Consider the following 17,445-nt stretch of genomic DNA (forward strand, 5'->3'; position numbering starts at 1 on the left):
ATCATCCTCCGATTTGGGACATAAATCGTTGCGTGCCCTCAATTATCGCGTGTTCCTGCGGTTTGCGGGCGACGGCATCGCGCCAAATCGAAAGTACCTGCATATCATCACCACGGCGCAGGGCGTCGCGCACCGAATACTCGGCATCGCTAAACAGGCACAGACGCACGTTGCCATCGGCCGTCAGGCGCAGACGGTTGCAGTTCGCACAAAAATGGTTGGACATGGCGCTAATGAAGCCAACCGTTCCCGCCGCACCCGGAAAGTGCCAGTAGCGCGCAGGACCCGCGCCGGCAGGAGCGTCGGTGATGTCGAGCGGCTCGAGCTCGCCCAGACCCACCGCGGCGGCCCCGGCATTGATGCGCGCCCGCAGCTCGTCGCTCGGCACGGTATCGCTCGCGTCCCACAGCGCCGGATTGAGCGCGGGTGCATGCGGGTCCACAGCGCAATGCGAGCTCGTGCGCTCGTCGCCGATGGGCATGTATTCGATAAAGCGCAGGTGGATGGGGCGGTCGAGCGTGAGCCGCGCGAGGGCCGCCACATCCTGGTTGAGACGGCGCACAACAACGCAGTTGACCTTAACGGGCTCAAAGCCCCAAGCCAGCGCCGCGTCGATGCCAGCCATGGTCTGTTCGAGCCGACCCAAGCGCGTGATCTTTCCAAAGAGCGTAGAATCGAGCGTGTCGAGCGAAATGTTAACGCGGTTAAGCCCCGCGTCTTTGAGCTGCGGCGCCAGCCTGGGCAGCAGGGCACCGTTGGTGGTGAGCGAGATGTCCTCGATCTGCGGAATCGCGCGGATGTCGCGAATGAGCGGAATGATGCGGCGGCTAACCAGCGGCTCGCCACCCGTCAGACGCACGCGGCGAATGCCCTCCCCCGCTACCAAGCGCACAAAGCGGGCGATTTCCTCGGCGCTGAGCAGCTCGTCGTGCGCGCGGGGTGCCACGCCATCGGCCGGCATGCAGTAAATGCAGCGGAAATTGCACTTGTCGGTAACGGCAATGCGCAGGTAGTTGATATCGCGGCCAAAGCCGTCATATTGCACGTGCCCGTCCACGCAGCCCTCCCCTCACGCGGCGTTTTATTCTTCGGAAAACATAATACCCCACGGGAGAATCATGCCGACACCCGTACGACAGGACAGGTCGCTTCGAGCAAAACGGACTTCCCAAGCCCATCCTCAACACAGACCATCACAACATTCGATGCTTTTCCCGTTTTTGGCAAAAAACGTCGAATGTTGTGATGGTTTGCCTGCCCACAGCACCCCGTAGAAGGACCGGAACGTCCCTAAAGGCCGCCGTCCCAGTGCCGAATCACAAATTCTCGCAGGTCGTTTTGCCGCTTTTGGAACGCTTCGCTTCGGTCGCACTTAAGGCCCATAGCGAGCGCAATGGCGTTCATCGCCCGATGCAATTGCAGCTGATGGGCAAACTGAGTCCCGGTGAGGACGATCATCCTAAAGCCCAGCGCGCTCAGCACGGTCATGCGCTCCGCGTCCGACGCGCTGCGCTGTTTATCAAGATGGTCCGAGCCGTTGTATTCAATCCCCGTACCGCTTGCAGGCGCATATACGTCGATCTCGAAATACCCGGCCTTTGCGAGATGCTTGAACTCGTTGGGAACATCGACCCTATGGTTGAGCTCGATCTTGGCGTATCCCAGCCCTCCCTGGGAACGTTTTGCTACGACCATGATTGCGGTGGCCGTCTCCATGGGCGACCGCGCGCCATCGTGCACGCGCTTGAGCACGGCGGTCGCGCGTACAGCCCCCTGACGAGATCGGTTCTCATTGCAATAAGCAATCAAGTCGGCAACGGTATACCTCTGCCCCATCTCGATATAATCGCCTGTCGACAGATGATTCAAATGGTATCGGGCGCAGATTTCGTAGCCATATTCCAGCTGTTCGGGCTCACTCATCCACGAACCCGCTTGGACAAAGCACATGACCTCATCAACCACTAGAAGGTCCTCTGCCACCTCGATAAGATGGCCTGGGGGTACCGGCGCTCCAAACACGTGGCACCTAAATCCAGCCGGCGTCGAGCGCTCAAAATCGAAGTTGACGAGCGTGTCGATATGATCGAGCTCTTCTCGTGGAATACCAAGCACAACCAGATAGTCGGTAACGATCCCGACTGCCGTTGAAGCCCTCAGCCCCTTGGCATCGAGTCCCAATTTGGGCAGGCTCGCGGTCGGCTCCGCCTCGTTAGCAAGCGAGTCCTCATCGTATAGGCTGCTTGCTCGCGAGAGAGGCTCGGACGGACGCACCACGTTGTGGTACAGCCAGGCGGTCTTATGAGATAGGACGATCGGCAGGTCCATGAGCCCTCCAATGGAGTCAGATAACCAACCTTATTCCCCTGCTCACGGGTCCGCACACCTTCGTGCGCAAGAAAGCGTTTCCGCCCGGTCGAGCGGCAGAAAAACCATCACAACATGCGATGCTTTTCCCGATTTTGGCAAAAACCGTCGAATGTTGTGATGGTTTGAGGCGAGGTGAGGGGCACGGAAGGGTCAGAGCATCGTGCTCGAACGGGTTAATCCAACTCTTTTAACCCGTGTGCCAGCTGCCAGTACTCGCCGTGCTGAGCGAGCAGCTCTTCGTGCGTGCCGCGCTCGATGATGCGGCCGTGTTCGAGGACCATAATGGCGTCGGCGTCGCGGACGGTGGATAGGCGGTGCGCGATCATAAACGTGGTGCGTCCGCGCATGATGCGGTCCATACCGCGCTCGATGAGCTTTTCGGTGCGCGTGTCGATGCTCGAAGTTGCCTCGTCCAGGATGAGCACCGGCGGATCGGCAACGGCCACGCGCGCGATGGCGAGCAGCTGGCGCTGGCCCTGCGACAGGTTGGCACCGTCAGCCGTGACCGGTGTATCGTACCCTCTAGGCAGGCGGCGGATAAACGAATCCGCGCAGGCGGCCTCGGCAGCAGCGCGCACCTCCTCGTCGGTCGCGTCGAGCTTGCCAAAGCGGATGTTCTGCGCAATGGTGCCGCTAAACAGGTGCGTGTCCTGCAGCACAATGCCAAGCGACCCGCGCAGGCTGGCCTTGGCGATGTGCTTGACGTCGATGCCGTCATACGTGATCTCGCCGTCATCGACCTCGTAGAAGCGGTTGATGAGGTTGGTGATGGTCGTCTTTCCGGCGCCCGTCGAGCCCACAAACGCGATCTTTTGCCCCGGCTTGGCAAACAGGTTGAGGTCCGTGAGCACACGGGTGCCCGGCACGTAGGAAAAGTCCACGGCATGGAAGCGCACGTCGCCGGCAAGCGGGACCAAGCCGCACGTGAGCTCGGTACCGTCGGCAGCCACCGCACGACCCGACTCATCAACGGCAGCCACATCATGCAAGTGCCCGTACGCGCCCACGCCCTGGCCCTCGGGAATCTTCCATGCCCACGCGGCATCGCCCGTCTGTACCAGCTCCACGCAGCCCTCGTCCACCTCGGGCTTAAGGTCCATAGCGGCAAACAAGCGCTCGGCACCAGCCAACGCGTTGAGCAAGAAGTTGCCGAGCTGCGTAAACTGGTTGATGGGCATGGCGGCCTGGCGCACAAAGACCAGATAGCTTGCAAGCGCGCCCACGTCGGCCAGGCCGTTGATGCAGAGCATGCCGCCCGCCACGGCGACGATGGCATAATTGACGTAGCCAATCACGACGGTCATGGGCACCATCGAGTTGGCATAGCTCACGGCGGCGGTGCCGGTGCGGCGAAGCTCGTTGTTGCGGCAGGTGAAGCCGGCGACATTCGCTGCCTCGCGGTTAAAGACCTTGATGACCTTTTGGCCCGAGACCATCTCTTCGATATATCCGTCCAGGTCGCCAAGCGATGCCTGTTGGGCGGCAAAGAAGCGCTTAGAGCGCGCACCCGAGTAGCGCGCATACAGCACAATGGCCGCATCGCACACGAGCGTGATAATCGTGAGCTGCCAGTTAAGGATGATGAGCATGGCCGTGGTGCCCACAACCTGAATGGCGGCCTGAATCACGTTGGCAAAACTGTTGTTGAGCGCCTCGGAGACGGTGTCGACGTCGTTGGTGAAAAAGCTCATGATGTCGCCCGAGCGCGTGCTGTCAAAATAACTGAGCGGCAGCGTCTGAATGTGCGCGAACAGGTCGCGGCGAATATCGGATACCACGCGTTGGGCCGCGCGCACCATGATCTGTGAGTAGCCCAGGGCCGAGAGCACGCCCGCGGCGTAGATGATCGCCGTCAGGATGACCTGCTTGGCGAGCAGTTCCTCCCCGCCCGTGGCCAAACCGTTAACGATGGGGCGCACCATGTAGGTGCCGGCGAGGCTCGCGATGGCGGCGACGGAGGCGAGCACGCCCACCGCGAGCAACGAGAACTTGGCATGCCCCATATAGGAGAGCAAGCGGCGCACAGTGCGCTTGAGATCGGCCGGGCGTGCTTGGGCTGCGGTCTTAGGCATGGCGCTCACCCCCTTCCAAGGTCGATCCGCTGGGGACGGAGGAAAACGGATCATTAGCGCAGCCATCGTCGCAGCCGTCGCCGGCGTCCGCGTTCCCCGCAAACTCCATCTGCGAGGCGTAAATCTCCTGGTATATGTTGTCGCCCGCCAGCAGTTCCTCGTGCGTGCCCACGCCGTGGACACGACCGTCGTCCAACACCACAACGCGATCGGCATCCATGACGCTCGCGATGCGCTGGGCGATGATGAGCACGGTCGTATCGGGAATCCGAGCGATGTGCTCGCGAATCTTAGCGTCGGTCGCCATATCGACCGCGCTGGTGGAGTCATCAAAAATGAGCACGCGCGGATGCTTGAGCAGCGTGCGCGCGATGCACAGGCGTTGCTTCTGGCCACCCGAAACACCGGCGCCGCCTTGGCCCAGCTCGCCGTCCAGCCCGCCGATGCGATCAAGGAACTCGTCCACGCACGCCGCGCGGCAAACCGCGAGAAGTTCATCGTCCGACGCCTGCGGATTGCCCCACTGCAGGTTCTCGCGCACGGTGCCCGTGAACAGCACATTCTTTTGCAGCACAATTCCCACCGCGTCGCGCAAGGTAGCCAGGTCGTAGTCGCGCACGTCGCGTCCGCCCACAAGCACGGCACCCTCGGTGGCGTCATACAGGCGCGCAATCAGCTGCACAAGCGAGCTCTTGCCCGAACCCGTGCCGCCGAGGATACCCACCGTCGAGCCGCTCTCGATGCGAAGGTCGATATGCTCGAGCACATCCTCGGCTGCATCCGCGCGGTATTTAAAGGAAACGTCGCGAAACTCGATGCTGCCGTCCGCTGGCGCCGCAGCCGCGAGGTCTCCCGCAGGGTTGGCGATAAAGGGCACCTCATCGAGCACCTCTGCGATACGGCCCACACTCGTGAGAGCGCGCGTGAGCAGCAAAAACACGCTGGAAATCATCATGAGCGAGTTCATGATCAGTAGCACGTAGCTCATAAAGCCCGCGAGCGCGCCCACGCCCAAGCGGCCTTCGATGATCATGCGGCCGCCAATCCACAGGATCGAGACCGCGGCAACATACATCGAGAGTTGGAACACCGGCAGGTTGAGCACGGCGGTGCCGAAGGTCTTGGTCGCCGTACCGGCGAGCTCGGTATTGACGGTGTCGAACTTGTCGCACTCGTGCTCGGCGCGCACGTAAGCCTTCACGGCGCGCACGGCGGTAAGGTCCTCTTGCACCACGCCGTTGAGGTGGTCCATCGAGGTCTGGAGTTGGCGGTAGAGCGGGCTCACGCGCACGGTAATGATACCGAGCACGATGGCGAGCACCGGCAGAATTACGGCAAAGACCGCCGCGAGCTCGCGCGAGAGCGCGAAAGCGTAGACGAGGCCCATGACCAGATTTACCGGGCCGCGCACCATGGGGCGGAAGCCGTTGCCCACGGCGTTTTGAATCACGGTGATGTCGGTGGTCATGCGAGTGACAAGCGAGCTCGTCTCGTATTCATCGAGATTGCCGAAGGCGAGGGTCTGGATCTTGCGGTACTCCGCGGCGCGCAGGTTGGCGCCCAGCCCCGAGGCAACGCGGGCGGACGCGCGCGCGTAGCCCAAGCCAAGTGCCAGCGAACATGCGGCGCACACCAGCATATACGCACCCTGCAAAAGCATGTAGTTGATGTCTCCCGCAGGCACGCCCACGTCGATGATATTTGCCATGATGACCGGAATAAACAGCTCGAGCGCCGTCTCGGCCGTCACAAAGAGCATGCCGAGTATGGCATCGCGTCGGTATGCCCCCAGATAGGAAAACAGAATCTTGAGATTGCGCACGCAGGTTCATCCCCCATCAAACGTTGTTCGCAAACCCACGTATTATGGCGCGCCGTGCGGCGGTGTCAAGTGTTACGAAATCGATTTCTGCAAGGTTAGCGTAGGCTTCATGCTCGCAGGACGCGCCCCTGTATTCAATTGGAAATGAACGCGTGCATGACTTTTTCGCCCCGTCGCCAACACAAACCTTGACTCTACAATCGCAGTAGGGTCTTCACTACACTGGTAGCTAAGCGAACCAAGCCAGAAGGCCCCATCCATGGAACACGACTTCACACGCGGCAATATCCTTAAGACCATCGCGGTCTTTGCCCTGCCCTATATGCTCTCGTACTTTTTGCAGATGCTCTACGGCATGGCCGACCTGTACATGATGGGACAGTTTAGCGGTGCCGTCGGCATCACCGCCGTGGGCAACGGCGCGCAGACGCTCTACATCATTACCGTGACGCTCGTGGGCCTGGTCGAGAAGATGATCAGCTTTTTGTTCATTGTGCCGAGTCCCATGGGCGCCACCGTCAGCGCACTCACGGCACAAAACGCCGACGCAGGCAAGGGCGTTCGCGCACGCCAGGTGCTCAGGTGCGCCATGACGATCTCGGTGGTGTACGGCTGCCTGATCACGGTGCTGATGTGGCTGGTGGCACCGGCGTTTATTGGCCTTTTTGCCAAGGGCCCCGCGGTGGTCGCGGCCGGTACCGGCTATATGCACAGTTATATTTTCGATGCAATCTTTGCCGGCATCCACATTTGCTTTAGCGGCTTTTTCGCTGCGTATGGAAAGAGCTACATCGGCTTTGCGCACAACGTGCTGGCCGTGGCGCCCATTCGCGTGCCCGGTGCGTGGCTGCTGTCGAACGCCTATTCCGATACGTTGTTTCCCATGGGCATCGCCTCGCCGTGTGGATCGATTTTGTCGGCGGTCATCTGTGTTGTCGCGTTTACCGTGCTCAACCGGCACGGAGCTTTTGACAAGCTGATGGCATAGCGGGGCGACGCAGGCCTAGCACCTCTCCCCTACTTTTTACCGAAAGGAGCGGTCCTGTGTCCCCGAGCTTCGCTACGCCGTGCTGCGCGAACGCGTCAACCCTACTGACGCCTATGCGCTGGAGTGGCAGATTCGTCAACTGCAGAAGGGCCAGCACGAGACCTTTGTCTTTCTGGGCAACCTAGGCGTCGGGATTAGCTCCGAGCGTCTGGTCGTCGGCGACTTTGACGGCTACGACGAGGTCTTCCTGCTGCTCGACGATACCGATGGCTACCAGGGCGACGTCGAGACACGACCCGCCGCACGCTGTTTGACCATTAGCTTTCGCGGCACGCACGGGCAAGCAGCCCCGCGCTATGAGCAGCTGCTCGGCTATATGCGCAAACACAACCTGGCGCCTGCCGGGCCCTCGCGCGAAATCGCCCTGATCGATGGCATCATCAGCGATGATCCAGCAACCTACGTGACGCAGATCACGGTGCCGGTTTCCCCAGCAAAGTAAGAACCGCCCGGAAGGCATCGTGCTTCCGGGCGGTTTTTCAATTTGCTTATCGATGCACTAAGCCTGGGGCACCTCACCGGTCGCAAGAATCTGCTCGAGTGCGTCCTCGTCCAACACGGGTACGCCCAGCTGCTCGGCCTTGGTAAGCTTGGAGCCCGCTTTGGGGCCGGCAACCAGGTAGCTCGTCTTCTTTGACACACTGCCCGAAACCTTGGCGCCGAGTACCTTGAGCGCCGCTCCCGCCTCGTCGCGGGTGCGGTTGACGAGCGTGCCGGTGAGCACGAAGGTCAGACCTGCGAGCGGCTGTGCGTCCGCGAGCTCGCCCGCTACGCCGGCATCGGCTGCGGCCTGTGCATGCGCGGCGCCCAAGTCGACCTCGAGCGACAGACCCGCCTGACGCAGGCGCTCCAGCACGGCAAGGTTCTCGGGCACGGCCAGGAACTGCTTAACGCTCGCCGCAATCTTGGGACCGATGCCCTCGCACTCGGCGATGTCCTCTTCGCTCGCCAAGATGAGCTTATCAATCGACAGGAATCGCTCGGCGATGACCTCACCCACGCTTTTGCCCACATGGCGGATACCCAGGGCAAACAGCACGCGACCGAGCGGCTGGCTCTTGGACTTGTTGAGCTCGGCGATGACTTTCTCGGCCGTCTTAAGGCCTACCGGAATGGGGTCGCCCTTCTTGACGCCCTTTTTGCTGTTGGAACTGGCATAGATGCGGCCTGTGTCCAGGCCTGCGATGTCGTCGACCGTGAGCTGGTAGAAGTCCGCGACATCGTGAATCAGACCGGCGGCGATCATCTTGTCGACGATCTCGTCGCCCAGGCCGTCGACGTCCATGCAGCCGCGGCTCACCCAGTGGAGCAAGCGCTCCTTGAGCTGCGCGGGGCAGTCGATGGAGACGCAACGGTAAGCGACCTCGCCATCCTCGTGGACCACGGGGCTGCCGCACACGGGGCAGACCTCGGGCATGTGCCAGTCAACCGAATCGGCCGGGCGCTTATCGAGCACCGGGCCCACGACCTCAGGAATCACGTCGCCCGCCTTGTGCACGATGATGGTGTCGCCCTCGCGCACGTTTTTGCGACGGATCTCGTCGATGTTGTGCAGCGTGGCGCGCGCGATGGTGGAGCCGGCGACCGTCACCGGGTCGAACTCGGCAACCGGCGTGAGCACACCGGTGCGGCCCACCTGGATGCGTATTTCGCGCAGGACGGTCTGCTTTTCCTCGGGCGGGAACTTAAAGGCAATGGCCCATCGCGGCGCGCGGGCGGTAAAGCCCAGATCGAGCTGTTGCTGAAAGCTGTCCACCTTTACGACCACGCCGTCGATGTCGTAGTTCAAGTCGCCACGGTGCTCGAGCGCCTGGGCACAGAACTCGTGGACCTCGGCCGGCGTGGCGCAGCGTGCCACGTTAGGGTTGACGCTAAAACCGGCGCTGCGCAGCCAGTCGAGGAACTCGCGCTGGCTGTGAACGTGCAACGGGTCGGTATCGGCGATGGCGTAGATAAAGGTGGCCAGGTCGCGTCGCGCCGTGACCTTGGGATCCTTCTGACGCAGGCTACCGGCGGCAGCGTTGCGCGGGTTGGCGAAGGAGTCGCGGCCCTCGGCATCAGCCTCTTCATTTAGGCGAACAAAGCTACCCTTGGGCATATAGACCTCGCCACGTACTTCGATGGTACGCTCGCGGTCGGTGCCCATGTGGGTGAGCGCTGCCTCGGACAGATGCATGGGCACATCCTTGATGGTGCGCACGTTGAGCGATACGTCCTCGCCCGTGGTGCCGTCACCGCGCGTGGCGGCGCGTACGAAGGTGCCGTTTTGGTAGGTAAGCGCCACTCCCAGACCATCGATCTTAAGCTCGCAGGTATAGGTGACGCTACCGGCACCGAGGGCATCCTCAGTGCGCTGGAGCCATGCGTCGAGCTCGTCCAGACCCATGGCATCGTCCATGGAATACATGCGTGCCATGTGCGTGACCGGCGTAAACTGCTCACTCACGTAGCCGCCCACGCGCTGGGTATAGCTGTCGGGCGTCACCAAATCGGGGTAGGCCGCCTCGATCTGCTGGAGCTCAACGAGCATTTTGTCAAAGGCGGCATCCGTGATCTCGGGCGCATCGAGCATGTAGTAGCGATAGGCGTGGTAATCGAGCTCGTGACGTAGCTCGGCCGCACGCGCAGCCGCCTGGGCACGGGCATCGGCCGGTGCGGTGGCTTCCGCGGTCGTGGGCGTTTTGGTATCGATGTCCACGCCGTCACCAAACAGGCTCGATTGCTCCATAGCGGCACTCCTTCGCTCGATTTCAAACGGATACAAGAGTACCACCGGTCGCAACGGGGCCGAATAGCGGTCTCAAACCGCACCGAATCGGCAGCCGCCGGACCGGACTGGACAGTTAGTTCAGATACGTATAATTCTGCGAGCCTGGTCGTGTTCAGACGTCACCATTCCAGCCAATTTGGCCGCCCCGGGGGCTGCACGACCGGCTCGTCCCCCTTCTAAACTCCCATCCGAACCCCTCCCCCATCCCAAACAGCTCAAAACGCATGCTGAACCGCCTCGGGTTTATACGTATCTGAACTAACTGTCCAGACCATTCCGAACCAGGCCTCTTGTCAGCTCCATGTGATCCGTTTTCCTCCGTTCCCAACGGATTAATAAGAAAAGAGGGGGCTGTCCCGCGTTGGCGTGACAGCCCCCTCTGGCTTCGATATGTGTGGAGTGGCTCGTTAGTAACCCTGGCCGTAGCCTTGACTCTGGCCCTGCCCTTGCTTGCCCAGCAGTTCCTCCAGGTACTGGCGCAGCTGCTCATCGGTGATGCCGCCGTTGCCGGTGTCGGTCGCGCTGTCGTCCTGCTGCTGGTTCTGCAGCTTCTCATCGGAACCCAGCTCGACGGTAACCTTTTTCTCTTCCTTGCCGCGCATGAGCGTGATCTCGACCTTCTCGCCCACCTCGTGGCTGCGCAGCGCGATGATCAGGCCGTCGGCGCTCGTGATCTCGTCGTCGCCCAGCTTGGTGATGACGTCGCCCTCCTGGATACCAGCCTTGGCGGCGGGGCCATCCTCGACGACGCTCGCCACATACGCGCCGCTACCGGTGCTCAGCTTGTTGGTGCGGGCGTTGAGCGCGTTGACGCTCGAAAGCGTGGCGCCCAGGTACGGATGCACCGGCGTCTTGCCGTCGATGATCTGGTCGGCAATGTTCTTGGCGTAGTTAACGGGAATAGCAAAGCCCACACCCGAGCTGGAGCCCGAGTAGCTCTCGATGAGCGAGTTGATGCCCACAAGCTCGCCGTTGTCGTTGACGAGCGCGCCGCCGGAGTTGCCCGGGTTGATAGCGGCATCGGTCTGGATCATGTTGGCGTAGATGGTGTTGCCGCTGGTAGAGCTCATAGCCGTGGAGCGATAGAGCGCCGAGACAATGCCCGTGGAGACAGACTGCTCGTTGCCGAACGGCGAGCCAATCGCCATAACCCACTCGCCCACGTTGAGCTTGGAGGAATCACCGATCTCAATCGGCGTGAGCTTGGAGGCGTCAGCGTCCTTGAGCTTGATGACGGCTAGGTCGCTCGAGGCATCGTTGCCCACAAACTCGGCCTCGTAGGTGGTGCCGTCGTCCATGGTCACCACGTACTGATCATAACCATCGACCACGTGGTTGTTGGTGAGGATGTGGCCTGCGGTATCGAGCACCACGCCCGAACCGACGCTGCCCGAGCTATTCGACTCATCAGCAGACTGCGAAAGCGAGCCATTCTGGTTGCCGCTCGAAGTGGCGGTGATGGAAACGACGGAGGGTAGGGCCTTGGCAGAAACGGCCTCGGCCAGCGTGGTGTCCTCGGAGTCGATCGAAATCTTTTGCGTCGACGAACCCGAAGCACCCGCCGTCACGGCGTTCTTTCCGCCACCAATGTTGAGCGTGCCGCTCATAATGAGCGCGATGACCAGCAGGGCACCGCAGGCACAACCGGCAAGCGCCGTAATAAAGATCGGCAGCTTTTTGGTCTTGGTCTTGACCACCGTGTGCTTGTTTACAACCTGCTGACTGTCCAGCGGCTGGCCGGTCTGCGTGTCGTAGGCCTGCACATAGGGAATGTTGCTGTCGGCAGGCGTCGACTCCACCTGCACGCGTGGCTGCTGCTGGGTCTCGCCAGCGCTGCCCGCATCCTGGGGACGCTGGGAATCGTTCTCGCTCATAGCTGCGATCCTTTCGTCTAATAACCAAAGGCCCGCCAAACATGTGGCGGGCCATCATTGTTCATGTTGAGTTGTACCCCAATATGCGGGTGCACGTGTATGAGAACGCAATCTTTTAGGAAGGCTTAAGTTCTGTTGCAGGCCCGAAAAGAATCCACGCATGCGGCAAAGCCACCACAACGATGCCTGCCCCCTTGCGGTGGAAATCTAGTCCTTAAACAGATAGCCCACGCCGCGGACGGTGGTGATGTGCGCCGCGATCTGCGGGCCCACCTTGGAGCGGATGCGTCGGATGTGCACGTCGACGGTGCGCGTGCCGCCGCAGTACTCAAAGCCCCACACGCGGTGCAGCAGCACCTCGCGGCTGTAGGCGCGGTTGGGGTGCGTCGCCAAAAAGCTCAGCAGCGAGTACTCCATCAGCGTCAGGTCGATGGGCTCGTTATCGAGCGTCACCTGGTAGGTGGCCAGGTTGATCTCGAGGTTATCGATGTTGAGCACATCGTCGGCGGTGACGGTCTCCTCCTCGCCCATCAGGCGCTGCGCGCGGGCCTTGAGCTCGTTGGGCGTCGCCGTTGGGCATACAAAGTCGGCATGCGCGTGATTGGGCAGGCGCAAGGTACCGAGCGCCTCGTCGTCGACAATCACCAGCATGGGGACACCGCCGCGATCGTCAAGCCATTTGGCAATCTGATCGATGCGGTCGCTGCGGATGCCATCGGAATCGAGGATCAGCAGGTCAAAGTCGTGCGCCGCAGTCGGCGAATCGGGAGTGGCCAGACTCACCTCGACGCCCAGGGTGGTCGTCAAGCTGCGGGCAAACTCGTGGAAGCGCGTCGTGCGCGCCATGAACAGGGCACTCTTTTCGGACATATCGGCCTCCAAAGAAATGAGCTCAATCGTACTGGAACAAGCCAGCGCGATTAGGAGTTCGCCAGGTAGTGCTTAATCTCCCACTCGGTGATCGTTGACTCAAACTTATGCCACTCGTCGCGCTTCTTTTTAAGGAAGAAGCCGTGAATGTGCTCGCCGAGGGCATCCTTCATAAACTGCGAGTCCTCAAAGACGTCGAGCGCCTCTTTAAGCGAGCGCGGCAGCGGTGTGTAGCCGGCCTCGAGCATCTGGCGGTCGGTGAGCTTGAGCGTCTCGGCCGTGGCCTCGGGCGGGAGCTCCAGCTTGCGTTCGATGCCGTCGAGTCCAGCCGCCAGCGTGACGGCGTTGACCAGGTACGGGTTGGCCATGGGGTCGGGGCTGCGAAGCTCGATGCGCGTGGACAGCTGCTTGCCGGGCTTGTAGACCGGAATGCGGATCATGCTCGCGCGGTTGCGCAGGCCCCACGTGGCGTACTGCGGCACGGAGTCGCCGCCGGTGGTAATGCGCTTGTACGAGTTGACCGTAGGGTTGGTGATGGCGCTGATCTCGCGGGCATGCGCCAGGATGCCGGCCATGTAGTGTTTGGCGATGTCGGAAAGATGGTACTTCTCGTCGTCCTCGCCCCAAAAGACGTTGTTGCCGTCGTGGTCGAACAGCGACTGGCACAGGAACATAGCACTGCCGTCCTCGCCTGCCAACGGCTTGGGCATAAAGGATGCGTGGCAACCGCTCTCGTAGGCCTGCTGCTTAATGATGAGCTTTGCCGTGGTGATGGCGTCGGACATGCTCAGGGCCTCGGCATGGCGCAGGCTCATGCCATGCTGCGAGCGGCCGGCGGCGTGGAAGGTGTACTCCACGGGCACGGACATCTTCTCGAGCGTGAGGACCGTGTTGCGGCGCAGGTCGCGGGCGGCATCGCTCACCGAAAGGTCAAAGTAACCCACGTTGTCGAGCGGCTCGGGCGTATGCTCGTCGGGGAAGTAATAGTACTCCAGCTCGGCGCCCACGTTGAGCAGGTAGCCGGCCTTCTCGGCCTTATAGAACATGCGGCGCAACGCATCGCGTGGATCGCCGGCGAAGGGCTTGCGGTCGGGGGTGCACACATCGCAGAACACGCGGGCAACGCCGTTATGGCTCGGACGCCACGGTAGGATCTGGAAGGTCGAGGCGTCGGGGAACGCGAGCATGTCGGCTTCCTCGGGCGTGGCAAAGCCCTCGATGGCGGAGCCGTCAAAGCCAATACCCTCCTCAAAAGCGACCTCGAGGTCCTCGGGGCTGATGGCAAAGTTTTTGAGGCGGCCGAGAATGTCGACAAACCACAGACGCACAAAGCGGATATCACGCTGCTCTACGGAGCGAAGTACGTAATCGATGTTCTGCTGGTTCATGTCGCTCCCCTTTCTTTCGGGCGGGTTTCGACTGGTCTATATCGCAGATACTATCGCAGAAAAATGTTTCCGCAGGGTTAAAGCGTATCAAGCGCTCAAAAAACGTGCGCGAGCAGGCAGGTGTGGCAAGTAACTATCGCTCGGATTCGGAGACAATTTGCCTACAGGCTCGTTCCAGCGCAGGGAACTCCATCGTCACTGCATCCCAAACAACCGAGCGGTCGACATTGCCGTAATCATGCGCAAGATAATTTCTCATGCCGATAATTCCACGCCACTCAATTTCGGGATGAAGCCGCTGCGAGCGTTCCGACAGCTTGCCCGCTTCTTCCGTCACTCTAAGCGTACACATCAAAAGGGAGTCCGCCAACGCCCTCGTCCGCACGTCATTCGCATGCAGAAACTGGTCCTCAGTGATATCAAAAGCCTTGACGCGCTCGTTCATTTCAAAGATGGCTTCCAAAACCTCTTGGGCGCGAAGGCTATCTGACTTACGCGCGATCATAAAGGACCACTCCTTCGCGCTCGATTACCGCGGCAAAATCGTCATCAAGATAGTCACTCGAGACAAGGTCGACCCGCCTCCCGGTTTCTTTGCGCACCGCCTCGCCAAACGCCGACAGCGCGAAAAGACCAAATCCCTGCTCACGATCGACTTCGAGACGCAAGTCAATATCACTATCGGCATGTGCCTCGCCACGGGCATACGAGCCAAAAAGAATCACGGATTTGATGGCGGGGATTTGACTGGCCGCCTCGCGAACGGCGGACTCAATCTGAGCAGGGTCCAAAATGCCCGCCGAGGCGCTTTCGCTCGCATAGCTTTTACCAAGTGAAGGAACAAACGGCAGCGAGCGCTCGCGCAGCATCTGTCTCATAAACATGTTGACCGCAACAGACGAAGTCATGCCAAGTTCTTCGCACAGCTCGGCAAATGAATCTTTAATTGACGAGTCCACTCGCACACTCAACACAGACGCAGCCATGGATACCTCCTGTATGACATTGTCTATACATTATCACACATACTAGCGTGAGGTCGAAGCGCGGTGTTCGATGCGGCCGGGGACCTCGATGCGCTTAGGGGCGAGCTTTGCGGCATCGCCCACCGTAGTGGTAACGATGTCGATGTGCTCGGAGAGGAGCTCGACTACGCGCTCGGCAATGGTGAGGGTGTCTTGCGCGGCCGTGGTCACGCCGCCAAAGAGCACGTGGTTCCAGGGGTAATCGTCAAACGTCGCGATCTTGAGGCCAGCCGGCAACGAGGGTCCCAGCTGTGCCAGCGCCTCGGTCAGGCGCAGAAAGACCAGGCCGTTGACGGCAATGAGGCCGAGCTTTTTACCTGCATATTCACGGATAGCTCCGTCCAGACGGCTGACACCCGTGGCGCCACCGTCGGCCAGGGTGACGACCTCGCCCGCAAGGCCGCGGCGCGAGAGCTCGTCGGCAAACGCCTCGGCGCGCTCGCGACGCACGGGGCTGTCGTCGCTTGCCTCGGTGAGCAGGCATAGGCGTTCGCTGCCCGCAGCAGCCAAGGCGTCTACCAGGCCGGCAACCAGCTCGCGGTTGTTAGAGGTCACCAGATCGATGCCACCGTCGGTAACGTCGCGGTCGAGCAGCACAACGGGCAGGCGTCCCGCTGCCGTGGCGATCATCTCGTCATTGCCTCCGCAGGTGTTGACGACCAGGCCGTCCACGCCGGCGTCGATAAGCCTGGTGAGCGACTCGGCCTCCTTGGCGGGATCGTTGCCGCTAATGGCCGTCATGAGCGAGCAGCCGCGCACAGCGGCGCTGGCAGAAAGCCCCTCGAGCATGGCACTGGAGAACGGGTTGGAGATGTCGGCCAAGATCACGCCGATGAGGTTGGTGCGCGAGCTGCGCAGATTGCGCGCGGCGGCACGCGGGCGATAGCCGGTGCGCTCGATGACCTCGGCAATGCGGGCACGGGTCTCCTCGGTCATCTGCCCGGGGCGGTTGTTGAGATAGCGCGAGACCGTGGCCGGGCTCACGCCCGCCTCGGCGGCAATGTCCTTGATTCTCATCTGCGCCATAGCGCACCCCGTTTCCCAATGTCGGCAGCCTGAGCCATTTTAGGCATTTTAAAATTATCGCTGGCAAAACGTTGTTGATGAGCAGCATCGTTTTTGCGTCTCGAGCAGATGCGATGACGGACTAGATAGACGAGTCTTTAGGCAGCACGAAGTAGCCGGGGTGTAATGCTATAACCGGGCCCTGCTCCTCGGGCATCAAGTGCAGGTGCGTCTCTGCCAGATAGCTCGCCGTATCGGTGTCACCTTCCTTAATGGCCTCCAGAATCCGACGATGCTGCCGACGAATCGGCTCCCAATCCAGGTCCTGAGATACCGCGCGCAGCCAGTTATACCGCTCAAAATGCGTATTGACGCTCTTCATCCAATCCCACAGCATATGGCGGCCGGCAATCTCAAAACACGTCTCGTGAAACAGGTTATCCAGATCAAAGAAACGACGCGTCTCGTTATGATCGAGCGACTCGGACTCGGCAAGAACCTGTTCTAGCCGACGCTTCTGCTCGGGCGTGGCAGCCGAGCAACATTTTATGAGCACACTTCTCTCGAGCTTCTCGCGCAAAAAGCAGGCATTTTCGGCGCGTTCCATACTGATTTTTGAGACATAGGTGCCGCTCTTGGGACGCGTTTCCACCAGCTCCTGCTCGCGCAGACGCACAAAGGACTCGCGAATGGGCGTTCGCCCGATTCCCGTCTCTTTTTCCAGACCAATCGCCGAAAGACGCGTGCCGGGTTTGAGCTCGGCATAGATGATCTTGGACCGCAATGCGTTGTACGCCTGGTCTTGCAGACTCTGATAATGTTGCTGTTCCATAAAGCCCTCGGATAAACCCCTGCTTTGTCGATATCACCACGTAATACTATCGCATCGACATATCCCCAGGCTGCGGTGGAATAGGGGCTGCTTGCACCACCCACGAGCGGCGCCATACGTTGCTATATCTTGCTATACTTTGCTATCTCTTGGCAGCATAGACATAGAACGCACCGGCCCTTCTTTACGCAACGCGATAAGGCAGGCAATATCCAAGCGTGGCAACGGGCTGCTCATCACCCTCGATGATCGAAAGCGTCATCAACGAAAAGACACTCACGTTCTTACGCCGCCATTACAGTCTGAAATAGGCCATCGATAAATTTCGATGGCGAGCATTCGGCGCATTGCCTACGATACGGGCAAGCC

Annotated in this window: 13 protein-coding genes and 1 pseudogene; 2 read left to right on the forward strand and 12 right to left on the reverse strand. The window is 60.7% G+C overall.

The window, feature by feature from the left end; genetic code table 11:
• Window position 1: 1 nt before the first annotated feature.
• The 4 genes from moaA to GT495_RS06710 all read right to left on the reverse strand — a co-directional run bounded on the left by moaA (window position 2) and on the right by GT495_RS06710 (window position 6,264).
• Complete coding sequence (moaA, locus tag GT495_RS06695) at window positions 2–1,057, reverse strand: GTP 3',8-cyclase MoaA (RefSeq protein WP_370457611.1); 1,056 nt, start codon at window positions 1,055–1,057, stop codon at window positions 2–4.
• A gap of 233 nt (window positions 1,058–1,290) precedes the next feature.
• Window positions 1,291–2,328: a hypothetical protein gene (locus tag GT495_RS06700; RefSeq protein WP_161162078.1), complete on the reverse strand. Its 1,038-nt coding sequence runs from the start codon at window positions 2,326–2,328 to the stop codon at window positions 1,291–1,293.
• A 215-nt stretch (window positions 2,329–2,543) separates the two neighbouring features.
• Entirely contained in the window at window positions 2,544–4,442 is a 1,899-nt protein-coding gene (locus GT495_RS06705; RefSeq protein ID WP_161162079.1) for an ABC transporter ATP-binding protein, read from the reverse strand.
• Window positions 4,435–6,264, reverse strand: coding sequence for an ABC transporter ATP-binding protein (locus GT495_RS06710; RefSeq protein ID WP_370457612.1), 1,830 nt, complete (start codon window positions 6,262–6,264; stop codon window positions 4,435–4,437). Before GT495_RS06710 ends, GT495_RS06705 begins: the two co-directional genes overlap by 8 nt.
• Before the next feature lie 259 nt (window positions 6,265–6,523).
• Here GT495_RS06710 and GT495_RS06715 point away from each other — a divergent pair, with 259 nt between their 5' ends.
• Together GT495_RS06715 and GT495_RS06720 are read left to right on the forward strand one after the other, a co-directional pair.
• Window positions 6,524–7,252, forward strand: coding sequence for an MATE family efflux transporter (locus tag GT495_RS06715; protein ID WP_161162080.1), 729 nt, complete (start codon window positions 6,524–6,526; stop codon window positions 7,250–7,252).
• 70 nt (window positions 7,253–7,322) lie between these two features.
• Window positions 7,323–7,754 (forward strand): annotated as a pseudogene (locus GT495_RS06720) (GyrI-like domain-containing protein); the annotation flags it as partial.
• A 57-nt stretch (window positions 7,755–7,811) separates the two neighbouring features.
• On the opposite strand, the gene ligA reads toward GT495_RS06720, so the two are convergent.
• From ligA to GT495_RS06760, 8 genes are all read right to left on the reverse strand, one after another.
• Window positions 7,812–10,040 carry an NAD-dependent DNA ligase LigA gene (ligA, locus tag GT495_RS06725; protein ID WP_161162082.1) on the reverse strand — a complete coding sequence of 743 codons (2,229 nt, stop codon included), beginning with the start codon at window positions 10,038–10,040 and terminating at the stop codon, window positions 7,812–7,814.
• Window positions 10,041–10,489: 449 nt separating this feature from the next.
• Window positions 10,490–11,956, reverse strand: coding sequence for a S1C family serine protease (locus tag GT495_RS06730; protein WP_161162083.1), 1,467 nt, complete (start codon window positions 11,954–11,956; stop codon window positions 10,490–10,492).
• Between the two features lie 207 nt (window positions 11,957–12,163).
• Window positions 12,164–12,826, reverse strand: coding sequence for a response regulator transcription factor (locus tag GT495_RS06735; RefSeq protein WP_006234733.1), 663 nt, complete (start codon window positions 12,824–12,826; stop codon window positions 12,164–12,166).
• A gap of 50 nt (window positions 12,827–12,876) precedes the next feature.
• Window positions 12,877–14,214, reverse strand: coding sequence for a glutamine synthetase family protein (locus GT495_RS06740; RefSeq protein ID WP_161162084.1), 1,338 nt, complete (start codon window positions 14,212–14,214; stop codon window positions 12,877–12,879).
• Between the two features lie 133 nt (window positions 14,215–14,347).
• On the reverse strand, window positions 14,348–14,719 hold the full coding sequence (locus GT495_RS06745; protein ID WP_161162085.1) for a DUF86 domain-containing protein: 372 nt from the start codon (window positions 14,717–14,719) through the stop codon (window positions 14,348–14,350).
• Window positions 14,706–15,200, reverse strand: coding sequence for a type II toxin-antitoxin system RelB/DinJ family antitoxin (locus tag GT495_RS06750; protein WP_161162086.1), 495 nt, complete (start codon window positions 15,198–15,200; stop codon window positions 14,706–14,708). Before GT495_RS06750 ends, GT495_RS06745 begins: the two co-directional genes overlap by 14 nt.
• A 42-nt stretch (window positions 15,201–15,242) precedes the next feature.
• Window positions 15,243–16,265 (reverse strand): LacI family DNA-binding transcriptional regulator, encoded by a 1,023-nt coding sequence (locus tag GT495_RS06755; protein ID WP_161162087.1) that lies wholly within the window; start codon window positions 16,263–16,265, stop codon window positions 15,243–15,245.
• Between the two features lie 121 nt (window positions 16,266–16,386).
• Window positions 16,387–17,076 carry a GntR family transcriptional regulator gene (locus GT495_RS06760; protein WP_156598533.1) on the reverse strand — a complete coding sequence of 230 codons (690 nt, stop codon included), beginning with the start codon at window positions 17,074–17,076 and terminating at the stop codon, window positions 16,387–16,389.
• Window positions 17,077–17,445: the final 369 nt, after the last annotated feature.

Origin of the sequence: Collinsella sp. BIOML-A6, assembly GCF_009875845.1 — a bacterium.
Classification (GTDB): Bacteria; Actinomycetota; Coriobacteriia; order Coriobacteriales; family Coriobacteriaceae; genus Collinsella; species Collinsella aerofaciens_H.

Excerpts from the sequence above, each read along its gene's own strand:
- GT495_RS06700 (WP_161162078.1), bottom strand. The coding sequence starts at position 2,328 with ATGGACCTGCCGATCGTCCTATCTCATAAGACCGCCTGGCTGTACCAC.
- GT495_RS06705 (WP_161162079.1), bottom strand. The coding sequence starts at position 4,442 with ATGCCTAAGACCGCAGCCCAAGCACGCCCGGCCGATCTCAAGCGCACT.
- GT495_RS06715 (WP_161162080.1), top strand. The coding sequence starts at position 6,524 with ATGGAACACGACTTCACACGCGGCAATATCCTTAAGACCATCGCGGTC.
- ligA (WP_161162082.1), bottom strand. The coding sequence starts at position 10,040 with ATGGAGCAATCGAGCCTGTTTGGTGACGGCGTGGACATCGATACCAAA.
- GT495_RS06730 (WP_161162083.1), bottom strand. The coding sequence starts at position 11,956 with ATGAGCGAGAACGATTCCCAGCGTCCCCAGGATGCGGGCAGCGCTGGC.
- GT495_RS06735 (WP_006234733.1), bottom strand. The coding sequence starts at position 12,826 with ATGTCCGAAAAGAGTGCCCTGTTCATGGCGCGCACGACGCGCTTCCAC.
- GT495_RS06740 (WP_161162084.1), bottom strand. The coding sequence starts at position 14,214 with ATGAACCAGCAGAACATCGATTACGTACTTCGCTCCGTAGAGCAGCGT.
- GT495_RS06745 (WP_161162085.1), bottom strand. The coding sequence starts at position 14,719 with ATGATCGCGCGTAAGTCAGATAGCCTTCGCGCCCAAGAGGTTTTGGAA.
- GT495_RS06750 (WP_161162086.1), bottom strand. The coding sequence starts at position 15,200 with ATGGCTGCGTCTGTGTTGAGTGTGCGAGTGGACTCGTCAATTAAAGAT.
- GT495_RS06755 (WP_161162087.1), bottom strand. The coding sequence starts at position 16,265 with ATGGCGCAGATGAGAATCAAGGACATTGCCGCCGAGGCGGGCGTGAGC.
- GT495_RS06760 (WP_156598533.1), bottom strand. The coding sequence starts at position 17,076 with ATGGAACAGCAACATTATCAGAGTCTGCAAGACCAGGCGTACAACGCA.